This is a genomic window from Bradyrhizobium nitroreducens, from assembly GCF_002776695.1.
Taxonomy (GTDB): Bacteria; Pseudomonadota; Alphaproteobacteria; order Rhizobiales; family Xanthobacteraceae; genus Bradyrhizobium; species Bradyrhizobium nitroreducens.
Genome location: NZ_LFJC01000003.1, coordinates 5179535 through 5198333, shown reverse-complemented (window position 1 = coordinate 5198333; position 18799 = coordinate 5179535). Strand labels below are relative to the sequence as shown.

At 63.9% G+C, this 18799-nt stretch carries 25 protein-coding genes; 5 read left to right on the top strand and 20 right to left on the bottom strand.

What is annotated here, in order from left to right; all coding sequences use genetic code 11:
* Positions 1-64: 64 nt before the first annotated feature.
* The 5 genes from TSA1_RS25170 to TSA1_RS25150 are packed head-to-tail and all read right to left on the bottom strand — an operon-like array spanning position 65 to position 3029.
* Positions 65-931, bottom strand: a complete 867-nt coding sequence (locus tag TSA1_RS25170) for an SIR2 family NAD-dependent protein deacylase (RefSeq protein WP_100178679.1) — start codon at positions 929-931, stop codon at positions 65-67.
* Positions 931-1152 (bottom strand): putative nitrogen fixation protein NifT, encoded by a 222-nt coding sequence (nifT, locus tag TSA1_RS25165; protein WP_100178678.1) that lies wholly within the window; start codon positions 1150-1152, stop codon positions 931-933. The genes TSA1_RS25170 and nifT overlap by 1 nt, the downstream gene beginning before the upstream one ends.
* Complete coding sequence (gene nifS, locus TSA1_RS25160; RefSeq protein ID WP_100178677.1) at positions 1149-2345, bottom strand: cysteine desulfurase NifS; 1197 nt, start codon at positions 2343-2345, stop codon at positions 1149-1151. The genes nifT and nifS overlap by 4 nt, the downstream gene beginning before the upstream one ends.
* A gap of 28 nt (positions 2346-2373) precedes the next feature.
* Positions 2374-2667, bottom strand: a complete 294-nt coding sequence (locus tag TSA1_RS25155; RefSeq protein ID WP_100178676.1) for a NifU family protein — start codon at positions 2665-2667, stop codon at positions 2374-2376.
* Positions 2668-2708: 41 nt separating this feature from the next.
* Positions 2709-3029: an iron-sulfur cluster assembly accessory protein gene (locus TSA1_RS25150; RefSeq protein ID WP_100178675.1), complete on the bottom strand. Its 321-nt coding sequence runs from the start codon at positions 3027-3029 to the stop codon at positions 2709-2711.
* Positions 3030-3363: 334 nt separating this feature from the next.
* Here TSA1_RS25150 and TSA1_RS25145 point away from each other — a divergent pair, with 334 nt between their 5' ends.
* Positions 3364-3954 carry a hypothetical protein gene (locus TSA1_RS25145; RefSeq protein ID WP_100178674.1) on the top strand — a complete coding sequence of 197 codons (591 nt, stop codon included), beginning with the start codon at positions 3364-3366 and terminating at the stop codon, positions 3952-3954.
* Between the two features lie 11 nt (positions 3955-3965).
* On the opposite strand, the gene TSA1_RS25140 is transcribed toward TSA1_RS25145, so the two are convergent.
* Positions 3966-4370, bottom strand: coding sequence for a Rieske (2Fe-2S) protein (locus TSA1_RS25140; protein WP_100181325.1), 405 nt, complete (start codon positions 4368-4370; stop codon positions 3966-3968).
* Positions 4371-4624: 254 nt separating this feature from the next.
* On the opposite strand from TSA1_RS25140, the gene TSA1_RS25135 reads away from it, so the two are divergent.
* Genes TSA1_RS25135 through TSA1_RS25125 form a run of 3 tightly spaced genes read left to right on the top strand, consistent with a single transcriptional unit; the run spans position 4625 to position 5648 of the window.
* Entirely contained in the window at positions 4625-5071 is a 447-nt protein-coding gene (locus TSA1_RS25135; protein WP_100181324.1) for a hypothetical protein, read from the top strand.
* Complete coding sequence (locus TSA1_RS25130) at positions 5068-5331, top strand: hypothetical protein (protein ID WP_430649775.1); 264 nt, start codon at positions 5068-5070, stop codon at positions 5329-5331. Before TSA1_RS25135 ends, TSA1_RS25130 begins: the two co-directional genes overlap by 4 nt.
* Before the next feature lie 2 nt (positions 5332-5333).
* Positions 5334-5648: a hypothetical protein gene (locus TSA1_RS25125; protein WP_100178673.1), complete on the top strand. Its 315-nt coding sequence runs from the start codon at positions 5334-5336 to the stop codon at positions 5646-5648.
* 25 nt (positions 5649-5673) lie between these two features.
* Here the strand turns inward: TSA1_RS25125 and hspQ are convergent, their stop codons facing one another.
* From hspQ to nifD, 9 genes are all read right to left on the bottom strand, one after another.
* Complete coding sequence (gene hspQ / locus TSA1_RS25120; RefSeq protein WP_100178672.1) at positions 5674-5991, bottom strand: heat shock protein HspQ; 318 nt, start codon at positions 5989-5991, stop codon at positions 5674-5676.
* 19 nt (positions 5992-6010) lie between these two features.
* On the bottom strand, positions 6011-6298 hold the full coding sequence (gene fdxB / locus TSA1_RS25115) for a ferredoxin III, nif-specific (RefSeq protein WP_100178671.1): 288 nt from the start codon (positions 6296-6298) through the stop codon (positions 6011-6013).
* Positions 6299-6311: 13 nt separating this feature from the next.
* Entirely contained in the window at positions 6312-6512 is a 201-nt protein-coding gene (locus tag TSA1_RS25110) for a CCE_0567 family metalloprotein (protein ID WP_100178670.1), read from the bottom strand.
* Positions 6513-6521: 9 nt separating this feature from the next.
* A complete protein-coding gene (locus TSA1_RS25105; RefSeq protein ID WP_100181322.1) occupies positions 6522-6992 on the bottom strand; it encodes a NifX-associated nitrogen fixation protein in 471 nt (156 codons plus the stop codon).
* An 11-nt stretch (positions 6993-7003) separates the two neighbouring features.
* The gene (nifX, locus tag TSA1_RS25100) at positions 7004-7399 is read right to left on the bottom strand and encodes a nitrogen fixation protein NifX (RefSeq protein ID WP_100178669.1); all 396 of its coding nucleotides are present in this window, start codon (positions 7397-7399) and stop codon (positions 7004-7006) included.
* Positions 7400-7418: 19 nt separating this feature from the next.
* Positions 7419-8801: a nitrogenase iron-molybdenum cofactor biosynthesis protein NifN gene (gene nifN, locus TSA1_RS25095; RefSeq protein ID WP_100178668.1), complete on the bottom strand. Its 1383-nt coding sequence runs from the start codon at positions 8799-8801 to the stop codon at positions 7419-7421.
* 5 nt (positions 8802-8806) lie between these two features.
* Complete coding sequence (gene nifE / locus TSA1_RS25090) at positions 8807-10474, bottom strand: nitrogenase iron-molybdenum cofactor biosynthesis protein NifE (RefSeq protein WP_100178667.1); 1668 nt, start codon at positions 10472-10474, stop codon at positions 8807-8809.
* Between the two features lie 119 nt (positions 10475-10593).
* Positions 10594-12153 carry a nitrogenase molybdenum-iron protein subunit beta gene (gene nifK, locus TSA1_RS25085; protein WP_100178666.1) on the bottom strand — a complete coding sequence of 520 codons (1560 nt, stop codon included), beginning with the start codon at positions 12151-12153 and terminating at the stop codon, positions 10594-10596.
* 76 nt (positions 12154-12229) lie between these two features.
* On the bottom strand, positions 12230-13732 hold the full coding sequence (gene nifD / locus TSA1_RS25080; protein WP_100178665.1) for a nitrogenase molybdenum-iron protein alpha chain: 1503 nt from the start codon (positions 13730-13732) through the stop codon (positions 12230-12232).
* A 349-nt stretch (positions 13733-14081) separates the two neighbouring features.
* On the opposite strand from nifD, the gene TSA1_RS25075 reads away from it, so the two are divergent.
* On the top strand, positions 14082-14534 hold the full coding sequence (locus TSA1_RS25075) for a SufE family protein (RefSeq protein WP_100178664.1): 453 nt from the start codon (positions 14082-14084) through the stop codon (positions 14532-14534).
* A 17-nt stretch (positions 14535-14551) separates the two neighbouring features.
* On the opposite strand, the gene TSA1_RS25070 is transcribed toward TSA1_RS25075, so the two are convergent.
* The 5 genes from TSA1_RS25070 to TSA1_RS25050 form a co-directional block, all read right to left on the bottom strand.
* Positions 14552-14905: a nitrogen fixation protein NifZ gene (locus TSA1_RS25070; RefSeq protein ID WP_245448408.1), complete on the bottom strand. Its 354-nt coding sequence runs from the start codon at positions 14903-14905 to the stop codon at positions 14552-14554.
* On the bottom strand, positions 14902-16143 hold the full coding sequence (locus TSA1_RS25065; protein ID WP_100178663.1) for a cysteine desulfurase: 1242 nt from the start codon (positions 16141-16143) through the stop codon (positions 14902-14904). The genes TSA1_RS25070 and TSA1_RS25065 overlap by 4 nt, the downstream gene beginning before the upstream one ends.
* 4 nt (positions 16144-16147) lie before the next feature.
* Complete coding sequence (gene sufD, locus TSA1_RS25060) at positions 16148-17464, bottom strand: Fe-S cluster assembly protein SufD (RefSeq protein ID WP_100178662.1); 1317 nt, start codon at positions 17462-17464, stop codon at positions 16148-16150.
* Positions 17465-17468: 4 nt separating this feature from the next.
* A complete protein-coding gene (gene sufC, locus TSA1_RS25055) occupies positions 17469-18227 on the bottom strand; it encodes a Fe-S cluster assembly ATPase SufC (protein WP_100178661.1) in 759 nt (252 codons plus the stop codon).
* 34 nt (positions 18228-18261) lie between these two features.
* Positions 18262-18799: SufD family Fe-S cluster assembly protein (locus TSA1_RS25050; protein ID WP_174719336.1), on the bottom strand; the 538-nt coding region annotated here is incomplete at its 5' end.

The following is an 18799-nucleotide window of genomic DNA, read 5'->3' as shown; positions in this document are numbered from 1 at the left end:
GCACGCGCGATCTCCGCGCGAAGATCGTTCGCGCGGAGATCGTCAGATCGACAAGTCGAGAGGATCAACCCGCCAGCACGATCTCCACTGCGCGCGCGAGCGGGATCGCAAGCGGAGTCAGGCCCTGGCTGACCAGGAAGCGCAGTTCGTTCTTCGACAGCGCGTCGGGCTCGACGACGGCGTAGTGGGTGTCGCTCGAACGCTTCGAGACCTGTCGCGCATAGGTGCGCAGCAGTTGGTCGTTGAAGCGGCAGCCGAGAAACAGAAAGCTCCGGCCGGTGCGCCGCACCTTCACCTCTTCCGGGATCGGCGTCTGGATGTCGATCTCGGTCAAGACTTCGACATAGTCGGCGTCGGAGATCAGAAAATTCTTCGCCGGCGCGACGCTGCCATGGGGCTTGTAGAGGATCGTGGTCCAGCCTTTGGCTTGCGCGCGATCGACCTCCTGGCCGCTGGCATCGTAGAACCGGTACCAGCGGTCCTCGCCGATTCCGGCGCGAGTGATGCCCTGGATCTCGCCCCAGTCGCCGCGCCCGGCGAGCGCGCTCCGCATCGCGCCATCATACCAGCTGTCGACGACCAGCGGCAGCGCCAGGGCGCCGAGGTGGCGATGCAGCGCCGTCGGCGCGACCGGGCTGGCAAAGGCGTCCGCCATCAATGCGGTCACGGTGGCGCGGTGCCTGGTGCTCTCGATGTGCTGCGCGGAGGCCCAGGCATTGCCGTGGGCGCGGCGCGGCAATGCCACCTTGGTGCCGAAGAAAGCCGCCAGCGCTTCCGGATTCATCGGCGCCGTTGGGGCGGCGAGCTCGGCTACGCCGGGTCCGAGATAGGGAATGACAGTGCCGCCGCGCAGCCGCGCGACGACGTCGCGAAGGACGGCCTCCGCGTCGGCGGGGTTGGCGAAGTCGATCTGCGGGACCGGCGCGTTCATCACTCGTCTCCCTCGCCGCCGCGCTTCTTGGCGTTGATGGTGATCGGCAGATTGGTATCGGCGGCCATCTGCGGCAGGTCGAGCACCCAACCATTGGCGATCTTGATCCAGCCGCCCCACAGGGTCTCGTGCTCAGATTCCACGATCGGCTCCTCGAGATCCTTTTTCGGCACGTAGATCGACAGGCCGGTCTCCGGGGAACGGCGAATCATGACTTTCATAGACTCATCTCCGCTGGACGAGAGGTGTCGCTCGCGCGCTCTTGCCACGAAGGAGACAATGCTCTCAGTTTGGACAGGATCTCCGGCAGCACCTGCAGGACTCGGTCGACTTCGTCGGCCGTGGTCTCGCGGGACAGGGAGAAACGGATCGCGCCGCGCAGCGCCTGCGGCGGCACATGCATCGCGCGCAGCACGTGCGAGGGCTCCATCGAGCCAGAAGCGCAGGCCGACCCCAGCGAGGCGGCAATGCCGGCGCGGTTCAGATGATGAATGATCGCCTCGCCTTCGAGATGCTCGAATGCGATGTTGGACGTATTCGGCAGCCGGCTCTTGACGTCGCCCAGCACCATGCAGTGGCCGAGCTGCAGAATGCCCTGCTCCATCCGGTTTCGCAGCACGGAGACCGCGGCCCGCTCCTGCTCGAGCTGGCTCGTGGCGAGCTCGGCCGCCTTGCCGAAGCCCACGATGCCGGGAACATTCTCGGTGCCGGCGCGACGGCGGCGCTCCTGCGGACCACCGAGGATCAACGGCTTGAATTTCGTTCCCTTGCGCACATAGAGCGCGCCGATCCCCTTCGGACCGTGCAGCTTATGGCCGGAGAGCGAGAGCATGTCGATCTCCGCGGCGCTCAAATCGATCGGAACCCGTCCGGCCGCCTGCACGGCGTCGGTGTGAAACAGCGCGCCGGCTGAACGGGCCATCTTGGCCAGGAACTCGACCGGGAAGATCGTGCCGGTTTCGTTGTTGGCCCACATCACGGAGGCGATCGCAGTGCGCGGACCGAGCGCGCGCCTGTAGGCCTCGATGTCGAGGCGGCCGCGCCTGTCGACGGGAATGAGATGGCTCCTGATGCCGCGGCAGGCGAGATCCTCGATCAGTGACAGCACCGCCGGATGCTCCACCGCGGTGGTGACGATCTCGTCGCGCCCGTTCTGCACGGCGAGCGCCGACTGGATCGCGGCGTTGTCGGATTCCGTACCGCCCGAGGTGAAGACGATCTCGTGATCGAACGCGGCGCCGATCAGGCCCTGGACGCTGCGCCGCGCCGCTCGCACCGCCTGGGCGACGTCGCTTCCAAACGCATGGGCTGAGGACGCATTGCCGAACTGCTCGGCGAAGAACGGCAGCATCGCCGCAACGACGGAAGGATCCGTGCGGGTCGTTGCGTTGTTGTCGAGGTAGATCGGCCGCACGGAATCCCTCTCTCGCTGTCGCGCCTGCTCAGTGACGGGGCTTGGCCGCTCCGGCAACGGGAATCAGGCGAACGAACTCGCCGAGTCGTTCGATCAGGCGCGCCTGGATGCCCTCCAGCGTCGCGCTGGCGAGCTTGCAGAACACGCAGGCGCCGGTGAGCCTGACCATGATCTTGTTGCCGTCGATCTCGAGCAGCTCGCAATCGCCACCGTCGCGCTTGAGATTGGGTCGAACCTCATCGAGCACCGCGCGGACGATCTGCTCGCGGCCCGAGGGTTCGGCGGCCGGCGACTGTTTCAGGTGTTCGGATTCGACGAGCATTTCAAATTCTCTCTGTAACGGATCGGATCGACGGACGCAGCTCAGCTGAACGACTTGCCACAGGAGCAGCTCGACTTCGCATTGGGATTGTCGAAGGTGAAGCCAGACCCCTCCAGTGCGACGACGAAGTCGATCGTGGTGCCGTTGAGATGCTCGTGACTCGCATTGTCGACGAACACCTTCACGCCGCCGCGCTCGATCACGGTGTCGTCTGGCTTGGCCTCTTCGGCGAGGCCCATCATGTATTTGAAACCGGCGCAGCCGCCGGTCTCGACCATGATGCGCAAGCCGCTCGCCGGCTGCGCCCCGGAGGAAATTGCCGTCTTCACTGCATTCACCGCGCTGTCCGTCAGGTTGATCATCGCTCGCCCTCGCTGTCTGGGTCTGTTGCAATGAGGATCGCAAGTCCCGTGCCAGAGCGCATATGTCTGAAACCGCTGCGTTTTCGCCCGGCGTACACCTGTTGCCTTTGCGACGCTTGTCGGGTTTGCGACAGGCGGTCGTGGCGAGCCGGGACAAGCGGAACGGCAACGTGATACCAGACAGCACGCCGCGACCACACCGAGCGGCGCGGATTCCCGCCGCATTCACACTCTCGGCGCATGCACGTGCGGTCGGCAAACTCCTTGCATAAGGACCATCGAAACCTTCGCGCCGGCCGACAGCCGCGCGGCAGATGAGACGAGGAGAGATTTCATGACGTCGATCGACAACACCGCCCTTGGCCGCCTGGACAAGGAGGGCCGGCTCCTGAACGCGGTGCTGAAAGGCGATACTACCAAGCCAGGACGCTTCGGCTTTCGCGGCGACATCGCGCTGAAATTCCAGGCCCAGGTCGCCGACGAGAAGCGTCCGCCGGACTATTCGCTCGAACAGGTGCTTACCGTGACGCAGGAGGGCGAGCAGACCATTCCGGTGCTCGCCGGTTACTTGCATTCCTTTGCCTATCTGGCCGACGTCGCCAAGGTGCTCGACGGCGCGCTCAGCCCGAAGGGCAGCTATTTCATGTTCTGCAACAACGTCGACTTCCTGGCGAAATATCGCACCAAGATCGGCGACATCGAGTTCCGTGTGCTGCCGTGCGATGAATCGACGGTCTGGAAGGAGATGATGGACCTCGCCGGCGTCGACAAGAACGACATCAAGAAGCTCGATACCGCCGGCAAGCTCGACTATCTGCTCGATGCCGCCAAGGATCTCGACGCATCCTACACCGAGATTTCCTATGAGGAGGGACTTGCCAGGATGGAGCCGGTGAAGAATCGCAACGAGAATCGCCCGGTTTGACGCAGCCCGCGTCAGGCCTCCTCGCGGGCCGCTTCGTCATCCTCCTCCACCAGCCTCACACCGGTGACGCAGATGTCGCCGTCGAGCACGGCAAGCGCAATCGGCGTCAGGCTTTCGCCCTTGCATGGCCCGTCCACGCAATGGCCGGTGCCGAGCTCGAAGGTGGCGCCGTGCTTGCCGCACAAGAGCCTGGTGCCATTGCCATCCAGGAACTGGTTGCGCTCCCAGTCGAGATTCACGCCGCCATGTGGGCATCGGTTGAGATAGCCGAACACCTGCTTGCCCCAGCGCACGATCACGATCGGCCAGGGCCGCGGCGCGCCGTCGTCACCGACGATCATGAGATGAAAGCCGATCGCCCGCTGGCTCGGAATGTCGTTGAGGGCGCAGATCGCGTAGGCGGTATTGTGGTCCATGCTGTCCTCGAATGCGGTCGACGGCTTGCCGAGGCTTTGCAAGAATCGCGCTAGACGCACGACAGACAGCCAGCCCGCTGACATGTCCGGAATCCGACACTCGGAGGCTTTCCCCGTGGCGCGGGTGTATTGTTCACGCGGCCTTTGAGGGCAGGTCGCAGGGTATTTCAGCCGCATTCGACGATCCGGCGTACAGCTCCGCGTGGCACGGAAATTGATGTTGTTCATTCAGGCCCGTTGGCATGGAGAATGACATGAACGTTGCATCGGAATTTGCCGCCTGCTCGGAAGACGAGATCAAGGCGCTGCTCGATGGCGGCACGCTGACCGTCTACTCGGTCGCGCGCCCGATCACTGCCGATCGCCCGGTCGATCGTAGCAGCGTGCTCGCCGCGTTCAAGTTCGCGAGCCCGGCCTTCAGCGGCGACGGCAGCGTAGGTCTCGCGGCCAATCCCGTGCCGGCGAGCAGCGTCGGCACGCCGGGCTTTGCCCGCGCCTGCAAGGCCGACGGCACCGTGGTCGCAGACTTTTCCGCAGGCCCCGGGCCGCGCGAGATCAAGTTCGCGGAGGTCTCCTGCTCGCAGGGCGCGCCGGTGAAGATCACCGCATTCAAGTTCATCGCCGAAGGCGGCTGGCCGGAGCGGCCGGACTATTACGATGCGCATCCCCGACCCGGCTTCGCCATGCCGATGGTGCCGTGATGCCCGTCTTGGCCGATGAGCGCCTCCTGTCCGACGGCGACAGGTTCGAGTTACGGATTGGCGCCGATCGATCGACCTTCGTGCTGCGGTCAAAGTCCGACTTTTTCACCGCCCGCCTCGAGGGCGAGCACGCTTCACGCTTCGAGGCCGACTATCGCGCCGTGCGGCAGCGACATCCTGCCTTGAAGCCCGACCAGGCGCTGGCTCAACTCTGGGACAATGACGGTTACATGTGGTACGCGGCGCAGGAGGCCGATTGACGATGGCTATACTGGTCAAGACCACGCAGGACGGTCGCAGGCTCGAGGTCGTCGGGCTCGCCATTACGCTGGGCGGCAGGCTCGAAGCCAACGAGCTGATCGAGGTGAAGGATCATCCCTATCGCCGCGCGATCCGCACCGCCGCACCGGAAGCGACCCACATGGCGGGCCGCGTGCCCCTGACGCCGGCGGAAGCCGAGATCGTGCTCACCGCGTTCAAACAAGCGGAAGCCGACATGCTCGCCAATCCCGTCGCCATCCACGAACGCTTCCGCATCGCTGCGATGATGAAGGCGCGGGAACAGGGGATCGAGTAAGGCGGATCGCTGCGTCCCCGGCGCGTCAATTCAACGCGTGCCGGCGCCAGCGATAGTTGCCGGCCTCGCCGACTTCGAACATGGTACCAATCCCGGGATGGCGGACGGGCTCGCCGGAATCGTCAGGTTCCAGGTCGTGCTCGGCAATGCTGGCGACATAGGGGATCTCGTCGTCATCGGCGAACAGCCGGTAGACCAGACCCGCCGACGTCCCGTCGGCCGGCGGTTCGCCATCCGTGCCGGCAAAGGACGTGTCGACGTCGAAGATGACGCCGCGCATCGCATAGAGCCGGTGACGGATCACCTGGCCGATATTGTATCTGGCGAACCTCGTCTTGCTCATCGCGGGTCCGCCACGGCAATCAGGCGATCGCGGGGGCGTGGGTCTGGCAGTTGGTCGGGCAGACCCGCGCGCAGGCGCCACAGCCGATGCAGGCGCCGTCGTCGTTCATCACCATGACCTTCTTCTCGACCTCGTCATCGTCGTCATCGAGATCGATCATCTCGCCGTCCTCGTTGAGGCCCTTGAGCGTCATGACCTCGCGGCCGCAGACCTTGTAGCAGCGGCCACAGCCGATGCACTTCTGGGCATCGATCGACACCAGATAGTCCGGCTTCCAGTCGCGGCCGTCGCGGGTTGCGTAGGACATGGTCGAGATCCGGTTATGCCTTTTCCAGCAACTTGAGATCCTCACGCTTGCGCTCGAGCTCGGCGAAGGCGTCGTGGGCCTTCTGGGCCACGCTCAGGATCGAGGTCCAGTTGATCGGAAGCTCCTCCGAGAGATCGTGGAGGTCCATCTTGGCCTGCGTGGCCTTGGCCGATAGCTTCTTGATCTCGGCCTTCAACGTTTCAAGATCGCTCATGCTCGAACCTCAGTAGTTTGCAACATCGGGAAACTTGCGGATCATCTCGACCCCGCCCGCGACATATTTGTCGCCTTCGGCTGCGAGCTTGCCCAGATGGTCGAACCCGAAGCGGTGCACGTCGCGGAGCTGCTTGTTGACGACGATGAGGCGCCCGCCGATCAGGACCATGCGGCCGAAGCCTTCATGATGCATCTTCAACATCGGCGAGATCATCACGCCGGTCTCCTTCTCGATCAGCAGCGCGACCGCGTTGAAGAACAGCTCCATCCGCCAGATCGTGTCCGGATCGGGATCGCCGACGATCGGCAGCGCGCGGCGTTTCTCCTTGTCGAGGATGTAGGGCTCCAGCAGGTCGAGATCTTTCTTGCTCTCCCAGGCGCCATGGGTGTCCTGGGCCCGCCAGACCTTGATGAGCTCCTTGACGAACGGCGCCTCGGTCGCGTTGTCCGATTGGATCAGTTCAGCCGCGTCAGTCATGCCGGTTTCCTTCAATCTTCGAAATCAAAGCTGCGTTCCTGTCCCTTGGCCAGCACCTTGCGCAGCCACGGCGGTGGCGAGCCCTTCAGCACGTCCTCGAGCTTGACGCAGAGGTCGTCGATCGCCTCGGGCTGCGCCACCTTCATCGGATGGATGTTGTTGGCGACGACCCGCGCGGCGCCGGAGCCACCGATCGCCGCGACGTAGAGGATGGTGCAATCCTTGATCGCCTCGATCTTCGGCGCGAGCTTGTCCTCGTTGCCGTCCTCCTTGAGGTCACCGTCGAACTGGATCGCCTCGACGAAGCGATGGCCGTCCGGATTGACGTCGTAGATGGCGATGTTCTTGGCCCAGCCGAAATGCGCATCGACGCGCTTCAGGTCCTGGGTGGCGAAGGCAACTTTCATCGATCTGATCCCTCTTCTTTCAGTGCAGCTGTGGCGGGACGACCTGAAGGCCGCTGTCGGTGGTCCGCCAGGTGTCAGGAGTCGGCTGATGGTTGGCCTCGCGGTCGGCGATGACGAGATTGGCGAGATCGAAGATCAGATCGCGCGTGCCGCGGTAGCCGACTGACATCTGATGCCCGGCGCCGAGCCGGTCGAACATCGGGAAGCCCGCCCGATAGAACGGGATCTTCAGGCGCGAGGCCGCCTGGCGGCCGTGGGAATGGGTGATGAGGAGATCGCAATCACGCGCCTTGGCGCGCTCCTCGAGGTCTTCGAGATCGCCGATCAGGACCTCTTGCGTCTTGACGCGTTCCAGCACGGGCGAGGCCGTGGTGGTGACCACGGCCTCGACCTCGGCGCCCATCTCATGCAGCATACTGGAGAAATCGAACAGCAGGTCCGGCTCGGCGCCGATCGCCAGCTTGCGGCCGCCGATGTGAAAATGCGCATCCAGCATCGCATCGGCGAGCTGGCCGCGCTGCCGGCGATACTTCGCCGGGACCGGCCGCCCGCTGATCTCGCTAAGGAAGGCCATGAACTCGTCATTCGGGATCAGCCCGCAGAGCCGCTCGAACAGCCGGAACGGCACACCGGTCCTGGCCTGCATCGCTTCCGCCGCACGCTTCATCTGCGCGCCCACCGCGATCGTCCAGGCGGACTGCCCCATGGTGGCGATCTCGTCGACCCCGATGCCGCCGATCGTGGTCGGCGTGAACTCGTCGGGGATGTGGCCGTCGAGCGAGCCGGCAAGGTCCGGCAGGAAGGACGGCTTGAGCCCGAAGTCCTCCAGGATCGTGCGCAGTTCGTCGAGGTCGCCGGGCGTGAGATGGCAGCCCGGCAGGATGTTGATGCGCGCGGGATCGCGCACGGCTCCGGCGTCGACCGGGTCCACGAGCACCTCGACCATGCGCGCGACCGTCTTCTCCCAGCCGTCCTGGAACGCATCCTTGAAATCGGGCGTCGAGACGTAGACCAGCGGGAGCTTTTCAAGTTGCGGATGTCTCTGCCGGATCAAGCGGATGAAGCCCTCGACGTCATCGCCCTTGGTCTCGGTGACACCGGTCGAATTGATGCCGATGATCTCCGGCTTGGTGCGATTGTGGATGTTGAGGATCGCCTGCTCGACATTCTCATAGCCGCCGAGCACGGTCGCGACCTCGCTCATCGCGGTGGTCTGCATCGGCACCGCTTCCTTGAAGTGCCGCACGAACAGCGTCAGGCCGAACGAGGTGCAGCCCTGCGAACCGTGCAGCAGCGGCATCGCGCCGCGTAGCCCCATGAACGCGAACGAGCCGCCGATCGGCTGGCTCATCTTGAGCGGATTGACCGAGCAGGCCTTCTTCGAGGTGGTGACGATCGCCATCCGACCTACTCCGCCGCCTGAAGCAGCGGCGCCAGCCGGGCCGCCAGGATGTCCTCGAGCCGGCCCTTGCAGGCTCCGCAGCCGCCGGAGGCGTTGGTGTGTTCCTTCACCCCATCGACGGTGGTGAGGCCATGCGCGGTGATGGCGTCCTCGATGCTGCCGAGGTCGACGGTCTTGCAGAAGCAGATCTTCTTGGCCCGCCGCGTGGTTTCGGCCAGAGACGGATCGGCGGCGATTTCGGCGGCCTGCGCGTCCATCTGCGCCATGGCCTTGGCCTGCCAGGTCTCGCCGCCATCGTCCCACGGCGCCGGCTTGCGGAGCTGCGCCCACATCGGGTTGTAGAGTGCCTTCTCGATCTCCTCCATCAGCTTGACCATGCCGATGTAACCCATATAGCCGTGGCAGCGCTCCTGGTTGATGTCGAGCCAGGGCATCGCGGCCTTCAGCGCGACGAACTGCGACTTGCCGCCCGACAGCATGATATCGGCGCGCGCGTCTTTCAGCATCTTGTACATTTCGCGCGGCGTCATGTCCTCGATCATATGGGCGTCCTGGCCCATCAGCTCCTTGATCCGCTCCTTGTCCTCCTTGGTGGACTTCTTCACGGACGTGCCGACGATCTCGAGCCCCGCCTCCTGCAGCGCGGCGACCACGGACCACGATTTCACCCCACCGGTGATCAGCAGCACCTTCTTGTCCTTGAAGCGCGGCTTGAAGCGCTCGATCGCCGCCCAGGCCTTGGCTTCCTCCCGCGCAATAACCGCCTCGGTGCGATCCATCAACTCGGCCTTCGCACCGCGCTCGATCAGCAATCGCGCGATCTCGCGCAGGGAATCGCTGGAATCCTGGATGCCGTAGAACGATCCCTCGAAATAGGGGATGCCGTAGCGCTCCTCCATCTTGCGGGCGACGTTGATCATCGCCTTGGAGCACACCATCATCGCGGCTTTCGCGCGATGCGAATAGGCGAGCTCGCGATATTTGCCGTCGCCGGAGATGCAGGAGAGGATGCGGATGCCGAGCTCGTCGAGCAGCGGCTTGATCTGCCAGAACTCGCCGGACAGGTTGTATTCGCCGATGATGTTGATGTCGTAGGGCGTAGTGTAGTCGGGCTCTTCGGTGCCGATCACGTGCTCGAGCAGCGCTTCGCCGGCGAGCTTGTTGCCGAGGTTCTTCGGGCCGACGAAACCCGGGGAATTGACCGGGATGACCGGCTTGCCGAACTTGGTCGCCGCCGCCTTGCAGACCGCGTTGATGTCATCGCCAATCATGGCGGGCACGCAGGTCTGGTAGACGAAGATCGCCGGCGGATCGTACTTCTCGATGACCTCCTTGATCGCCTTGTAGAGCCGCTTCTCACCGCCGAACACGATGTCGGTCTCGTTCATGTCGGTGGTGAAGCTGCGCCGCCAGAGATCGGAGCCCGACGAGGCGCTGCCGCGATTGTCCCAGGAATTGCCCTCGCAGGCGATCGGGCCGTGGACCAGATGCGCAACATCGGTGAACGGCTGGAGCGCGATCTTGGCGCCGTCGAAAGCACAGCCGCCGGCCGCGCCGCCCGGCTGGAGCTGTTTGGTGCAGCCCTTCTTACGCTCGGCCTCCGTCTTGTTGGCGTTCTTGCCGCAACCCGGCTCGTTGAAGACGTCCTGGATGGTGGCCGACAGCGAGCTCATTCGTCTCTCCCGTTCTTGGACCCGCTGCGCGAGCACGTCGCCCCGCAGTCTCGATCGCTCTGGCTAGACTGGTCGTCTGCCGCCGCCCGCAAATGAGGCGGCGGCAGGTCTCCCTCGCATCAACGGATGATGTCGAAGCTGTAGTCGGTCTTGGCGGGAACGTTGGTGTTCTTGTCGATCTCGTCGAATATCTTGTCGAGAATCTTGACCAGAACGTTCATACCGCCCTGATAGCCCCACACCGGATAGCGATGGTGATGGTGGCGATCGAACACCGGGAAACCGATGCGGATCAGCGGCGTGCCGGTGTCGCGCTCCAGATACTTGCCGTAGGTGTTGCCGATCAGGAAATCGACTGGCTCGGTGAACAGCAGCGAGCGCATGTGCCAGAGATCCTTGCCGGGATAGGCATGGCAGTTCTTGCCGAACGGCGAGCTCGCGAACAGTGCATCCATCTTCTCCGCCCAGGCCTTGTTGCCGTTGGTGGAGAGCACGTGGGTCGGCTCGGCCCCGAGCTCGAGCAGGAACGCCGCAAGTCCGTAGCAGAGGTCCGGATCGCCGTAGATCGCGAACTTCTTGCCGTGGATATGCGCGCTGGAGTCGGCCATGGCATCGACGAGACGGCCGCGCTCCTGCTCCAGGGCCTTCGCGATCGGCTTGCCGGTGATACGCGACAGCGTCATCAGAAAGTCGTCGGTGGCGCTGACGCCGACGGGATGGTTGAAGGCCGCAACCTCGTGACCATGCCCCGCGATGAACGGCAGCGTCTTCTCGGTGCAGTATTGCTGCATTGAGATGGTCGCCTTGGCGTGGATCGCGTTCGCGGCGTCCTCCAGCGTGGTGCCGCCGTCATACATGCGGAACTCGCCGTCGGTCGGGGTGTCGAATACGTCGCTGTTGTCGGCGAGGATGGTGTACTCGATCCCCATCAGCTCGAAGATGCGCTTGATCTCGCGGATGTTGCCGACGGTGTAGCCGTCGAAGCCGCCGATGAAGTTGACCTTGCCGTTCTCCTTCCGCTCCAGTTTCGGTGCAGTGCCGGCTTTGCCGTCCCAGAAGTGCTCCAGAATGCCCTTCAGCGCATTGTCATAGCCGGTGACGTGGCTGCCGACGAAGGCGGGCGTGTGGGCGAATGGAACGTCGAATTCGGCCGGGACCGAGCCCTTCTCCTTGGACGTCTTGATGAAGGCGTTGAGGTCGTCGCCGATCACTTCCGCCATGCAGGTGGTGGAGACCGCGATCATCTTCGGCTTGTACATATTGTAGGTGTTGGCGAGCCCGTCGATCATGTTGTTCAGACCGCCGAACACGGCCGCGTCTTCCGTCATCGACGAGGAGACGCAGGAGCTCGGCTCCTTGAAATGCCGCGACAGATGGCTGCGGTAGTAGGCGACGCAGCCCTGCGAGCCGTGCACGAAGGGCAGCGTGCCTTCGAAACCGACGGCGACGAACACCGCGCCGAGCGGCTGGCAGGCCTTGGCGGGGTTGACGGTCAGCGCTTCCCGGGCAAAGTTCTTCTCACGATATTCGGGCGTCTTGGCCCATTCCCTGATCCGCTCGACTTCCACCGGATCGTGCGGATTCTCGAACAGGGCTTTCTTGTTGGCCAGCATCTGCTGGTATTCCGGACCTCGGAACAGCTCGAAGTGATCGAGCACGTGTTCGGCATTCTGTGTCATCGTGGCACCTTTGTTGGATTCGTGTTCGATCGCCTGTCCGGGCTCCTCCGCAAGCCGGAGGAGCCAGAGCTTGCTGTTATTCCGCCGCCATCAGGCTCGGCCGCGGGGCATCCTTCCAGGGTGCCTTGGTCTTCTTCCAGATCGGGGAGTTGATCGCCATGTCCATGTCGCGGGCGAAGATCGCGAACCCGTCATAGCCGTGATAGGGACCGGAATAGTCCCAGGAGTGCATCTGCCGGAACGGCACGCCCATCTTCTGGAAGACGTACTTCTCCTTGATGCCCGAGCCGACGAGGTCGGGCTGGATCTTCTCGACGAAGCGCTCGAACTCGTAGCCGGTGACGTCGTCATAGATCAGCGTGCCGTCCTTGACGTAGTGCTGGGCGGTGCGCTGGTAGTCGTCGTTGTGGCCGAACTCGTAGCCGGTGCCGACCACCTCCATGCCGAGGTCCTCATAGGCGCCGATCACGTGGCGGGGACGCAAGCCGCCGACGAACAGCATCACGGTCTTGCCTTCGAGGCGCGGGCGATATTTCGCGATCACCGCATCCATCAGCGGTTGGTACTTGGCGATGACGCGCTCGGCGCCTTCCTTGATCTTGTCGTCGAAGAAGCTGGCGATCTTGCGCAGCGATTCCGCGATCTTGGAGGGACCGAAGAAATTGTACTCGCACCAGGGGATACCGAACTTCTCCTCCATGTGGCGGGAGATGTAGTTCATGGAGCGGTAGCAGTGCAGGACGTTGAGCTTCGCCTTGGGCGTCGCTTCGAGCTCGGCGAGGCTGCCGTCGCCCGACCATTGCGCGATCACGCGCAGGCCCATCTCCTCGAGCAGGATGCGCGATGACCAGGCGTCGCCGCCGATGTTGTAGTCGCCGATGATCGCGACGTCATAGGGCGTGGCTTCGAACGTGGGCTTGGCTTCCGGCGAGACCTTGTCGAAGATCCAGTCCCGCACCGCGTCGTTGGCGATGTGATGGCCCAGCGACTGCGAGACGCCGCGGAAGCCTTCGCAGCGGACCGGAACGATGGTCTTGCCGTCGTACTCCTTGGACTTCACCTTCGACACCGCCTCGATGTCGTCGCCGATCAGGCCGATCGGGCACTCCGACTGAATGGTGATGCCGTGGTTGAGCGGAAACAGCTCCTGGATCTCGTCGATGATCTTGGCGAGCTTCTTGTCGCCGCCGAACACGATGTCCTTCTCCTGGAAGTCGGAGGTGAACTGCATGGTGACGAAGGTGTCGATGCCGGTCGTGCCGATGTAGTAGTTGCGCCGGGCCGCCCAGGAATACTGGCCGCAGCCGACCGGGCCGTGGCTGATGTGGATCATGTCCTTGATCGGACCCCACACCACGCCCTTGGAGCCGGCGTAGGCGCAGCCGCGAATGGTCATCACGCCGGGAATGGACTTCAGGTTCGACTTGACGCCGCAATCGGACTTGCCGGCTTCGTGCACGTTGAGGTGCTTGGCGCGGCGCTTTGCGGTCTTCTCCGGATAGACCTTCAAGACCTCGTCGATCAGTTGCTTGTTGCGGGCCTTGATCTCGGCAACGCTCTCGGTGGTTGCTAGGCTCATACGAATATCCCTCGGTTATCCCTGTGTGAACGATCGGACGCCTCAACCGGCGCGCCGCTCTCGCGATCTCTCCGCGAGGTCGCCTTGCACAAGGACTTTTGCAACGAGTGTGCCAGCGTGTCCCCACGTCGAAAAACGAAGCGATTGGAGACAGATAGCTTGGAAGCTTTCTATTGTTGCAAACCCGACATCGCATCATGTCGACATGCGCGTACGCGGATGGCTGTCCGGAACGAAACAATGCGCCGCTGCCGGACGGCATCGAACATGCATTTTCCTGCACGGAGACGTCGATCGGGCCGCGGTATGGAGCTTGCTTGATGCATCTCACCAACGCATCGAGGCGAACATGCCGCTTGAAACCGCTTCCCGACCGACACCGATCGAGGACATCACCGAGAACTTCTCACTCCTCGAGGAATGGGACGACCGCTATCGCTATGTCATCGAGCTCGGACGCAAGCTGCCCGCCTTTCCCGAGGCGCAGCGCACGGACGCGAACAAGGTGCAGGGCTGCGTCAGCCAGGTCTGGCTGGCAACCACCGTCGAGCATCGGAACGGACGGCCGCTCCTCACCTTTGCCGGAGACAGCGACGCCCATATTGTCCGCGGCCTGGTCGCGATTCTGATTGCGCTCCTGTCGGGCCGATCCGCGGCGGAGATCACCGGAGAAAATCCCCTCGCCTTGTTCGAGCGGCTCGGCCTCGGCGAGCACCTGACGCCGCAACGCTCGAACGGCTTCCGGTCGATGGTGGTCCGGATGCGGGCGGATGCGGCAGCCGCGTTGGCGGAGGCCGTCTGACGCCCCGGGGGGGATCGTCAGCCGACGTCGAACGCCGTTCCGATCCGGACCATCTCGCGGCCGCGCATGATGACGAACACCGCTTGGGCCACGAACTCGACCGTGTAGTAAACCTCGCCGAGAAAGCGCCAGCTCTCGCGGACGATGCCGGCGTCGCCGGGATGCACCAGCGGCTCGCCGATATCCTTGTGCGGATACATGCCGTCGTTCCTGATCAGGGCCGCGGCGCGGACCGGCTCGCCGGGTGAAAACTCGCCGGTGAAGCGCCGTTCCATGTTTCGCGCCATCTGGCGCTGATGGGCATCGCAGACAACGCGGGCGACGGGCCGCGACTCGGCGGGCCGTCGCCTGGCGGCGATCTGGTCACTCATGAGAACAGCTCCTGCGCCCTGGTCAGGGCCTCGGCGAGCGCGTCGACCTCGTCCATGGTGTTGTAGAGTGCGAACGACGCACGGCAGGTCGCGGTCACGCCGAAGCGATCGAGCAGCGGCATCGCACAATGGGTGCCAGCCCGCACCGCAACGCCGGAGCGGTCGATGACGGTCGCGAAGTCGTGAGCATGGGCGTTGTTCATCTCGAACGACACGACCGGCCCCTTGTCGGCGGCCGTCCCGATGATCCGCAACGAATTGATCCCGCGCAGCCGCTCCTGGGCATAGGCCAGCAGGCTGTTCTCGTGCTTGCGGATCCGCGCCTTGCCGATGGATTGGACATAGTCGATGGCGGCGCCGAGGCCGATGGCCTGCACGATCGGCGGCGTTCCGGCTTCGAAGCGGTGCGGCGGCTCGCCATAGCTGACGGCGTCGCATGAGACCTCGCGGATCATCTCACCGCCGCCATTGAATGGCGGCATGGTTGCGAGATGCTCAAACTTGCCGTAGAGCGCGCCGATTCCGGTCGGTCCGTAGAGCTTGTGTCCCGTGATGGCGTAGAAGTCGCAGTCGATATCGCGAACGTCGACGTCCATGTGGACGGCGGCCTGGGAGCCATCGACCAGCACGGGAATCCCGCGCGCATGCGCCAGGCGCACGACCTCCTTGACCGGAACGACGCTGCCCAGCACGTTCGACATTTGGGTGATCGCGACCAGCCTGGTCCGTGCGTTGAGCAGCTTCTCGAACTCGTCGATCAGGAAATTGCCGTGGTCGTCAACCGGCGCCCATCTGATCACGGCGCCCTGGCGCTCGCGCAGGAAGTGCCAGGGCACGATGTTGGCGTGGTGCTCCATGATCGAGAGCACGATCTCGTCACCCTCGCCGATCCGCTCCCGGCCAAAGGTCTGCGCCACGAGATTGATCGCCTCCGTCGCACCGCGGGTGAAGATGATCTCCTCGCGCCGCTCCGCATTGAGGAACCTGGCGACCTTGTCGCGCGCGCCCTCATAAGCCTCCGTGGCCGCATTGGCGAGGTAATGCAGGCCTCGATGCACATTGGCGTATTCGCTGGTGTAGGCCTCGGTCAGCCGGTCCAGCACCGCTCTCGGCTTCTGGGCCGAGGCGGCGTTGTCGAGATAGACCAGAGGTTTGCCGTGGACCTGCATCGACAGGATCGGAAAGTCCTGACGGACACGATCGACGTCATAGCTTCCGTTGCTCACTGCCGGATGCATGGGATCATTCCCGCCCCTTGAGCCAGTCGAGCATCCTGCCCGATAGCGCCTCGCGCAGATCGTCGCGCGCGATGGCATCGATCACCTCGCCGACAAAGGCCTGGATCAGCAGCGCTTCGGCCTCTTTTTCCGGAATACCCCGGGCCATCAAATAGAATTTCAACTGGTCGTCCAGCGCGCCCGTGGTGGTTCCGTGCCCGCACTGCACATCGTCGGCGAAGATTTCCAGCTCCGGCTTGCAGTTGGCGACGGCCTCGTCGGACAGGAGCAGCGCCCGCGCCATCATCCTGGCGTCCGTCTGCTGTGCACCCTGCCGCACCGTGATCTTGCCCTGGAAAACCGCGCGCGCCTCGTCGTCGACCACGGCCTTGAACACTTCCCGGCTCTGCGAGCCGGCTGCAACATGATCGACGGTGAGCGTGATGTCCGCGTGCTGACGGCCGGCCAGAAGGCTCGCCTGGTGAACATTGGCGATGGTCCCCTCGCCTGCAAGCTTGAGAAAGAGCTGGTTGCGCACGACGGCGCCGCCGGTGACAAGGCCGAATTCGCTGTAAACCGCTTCCGCCCCGATCTCGGCCTGCAACGTTGCGATATGCAGCGCAGCGCCGCCTTCCGAGGTGACCTTGACGTGGTCGAGCCGGGCACCATCTCCGACGATCGTCCGAAGCGCGGTATTGACCTGATAGTCGGACCGATCCGGCCCCTCATGCGTCTCGATCAACGTGACGCCGGCGCCGGCCCCAATCTTCAGCGAAGACCGCGTGAACATCGCGGCAGGTGTGGCGGCCGTGGTCACGAACGCCAGATGGATCGGCCGCGTCACGACTACACCGGGATCGATCGCGATGATCACGCCATCGGCGGCGAACGCTGTATTGAGGGCGGTGGCTACGTCGTCTCCGCCGTCCAGCACGCCGTCCGCATCATCTGCATCGAGTCCGTTGACGGTGGCACGGATGCTGACGCCGGGTTCGAGATCGGCGAGATCCGACAATTCGGGCACGAAGGCGCCGTTCACGATCAGGAGCCGGCGAAAGCCGAGATTCGCAAAGGCAGCAGTGGCAATGCCCGCAGCCTCCTTGGCCGTTGCGTCGGGCCGCGACGCCAGCGGCTTGGCATCGCGCACCAGGCGCCGAAGGTCGGTATATCTCCAGGCCTCGACGCGGGAATGCGGCAGGCCTTGCGCCACGAAGCGTTCGAAAGCACCGCGCCGGACCGTCTCTATGTTGCGCCCACCGGGCAGACTCGCGCATGAGGCCGCGAACAGATCGGCCAGGCCGATCTCGGCGGCGGTCTTGACGGGACGGATCTCCGCATTCATGGGATCACGCTGCCTCGCTCTGATACTGCGCGTAACCCGTCGCCTCGAGCTCCAGCGCCAGCTCCTTGCCGCCGGTCTTGACGATGCGGCCCGCCGACAGCACATGCACGACGTCGGGCACGATGTAGTCGAGCAGCCGCTGATAATGCGTGATGACGATCATGCCGCGATCGGCGGCGCGCAGGCGATTGACGCCGTCGGCCACGATGCGCAATGCGTCGATGTCGAGACCGGAATCAGTCTCGTCGAGCACACAGAGCTTCGGCTCCAGCAGCGCCATCTGAAGCGTCTCGTTGCGCTTCTTCTCGCCGCCGGAAAAGCCGACATTGAGCGGGCGTTTCAGCATCTCGGGATCGATGCTGAGCTGCTTTGCCAGCTCGCGCACCCGCTTCAGCACGTCGGGAGAAGACAGCTCCTCCTCGCCGCGCTTCTTGCGCTGGGCATTCAGCGCCGTGCGCAGGAACGTCAAGGTGGCGACGCCCGGGATTTCGAGCGGGTATTGGAAGGCCAGGAACAGTCCCTTGGCAGCCCGCTCGTCGGGGTCCATGGCGAGCAGATCCTCGCCGTTGAAGGACACCTCTCCGCCGGTGATTTCGTAGCCCGGCTTGCCCGATAGCACATAGGACAAGGTCGACTTGCCGGCGCCGTTCGGGCCCATGATGGCGTGGATCTCGCCCTTGTTCACAATGAGGTCGAGCCCGTTGAGAATCTGGCGACCGTCGATCTCGGCCTTGAGCCCGCGGATTTCGAGGAGCGCCGTCATCACAAATCTCCCTGCTTGTTGGGTTCGAAGATGGTCATCCGACGCTCCCTTCCAGCGAGATCGAGATCAGCTTCTGCGCTTCCACCGCGAATTCCATCGGCAGCTGCTGCAGCACGTCCTTGACGAAGCCGTTGACGACGAGGCCGACCGCTTCTTCCTGGCTGAGGCCGCGCTGGATGCAGTAGAACAGCACGTCCTCGGAGATCTTCGAGGTCGTCGCTTCGTGCTCGAACGTCGCCGAGGAGTTCTTGGCCTCGATATACGGCACGGTGTGCGCGCCACATTTGTCGCCGATCAGCAGCGAGTCGCAGGCGGTGAAGTTGCGCGCGCCGGTCGCTTTCCGGTGCGCCGTCACCAGTCCACGATAGGTGTTCTGCGACTTGCCGGCGGCGATGCCCTTGGAGATGATGCGGCTCGACGTGTTCTTGCCGAGGTGAATCATCTTGGTGCCGCTATCGACCTGCTGGAAGCCGTTCGAGATCGCGATCGAATAGAACTCGCCGCTCGAATTGTCACCGCGCAAGATGCAGCTCGGATATTTCCAGGTGATTGCGGACCCGGTCTCGACCTGA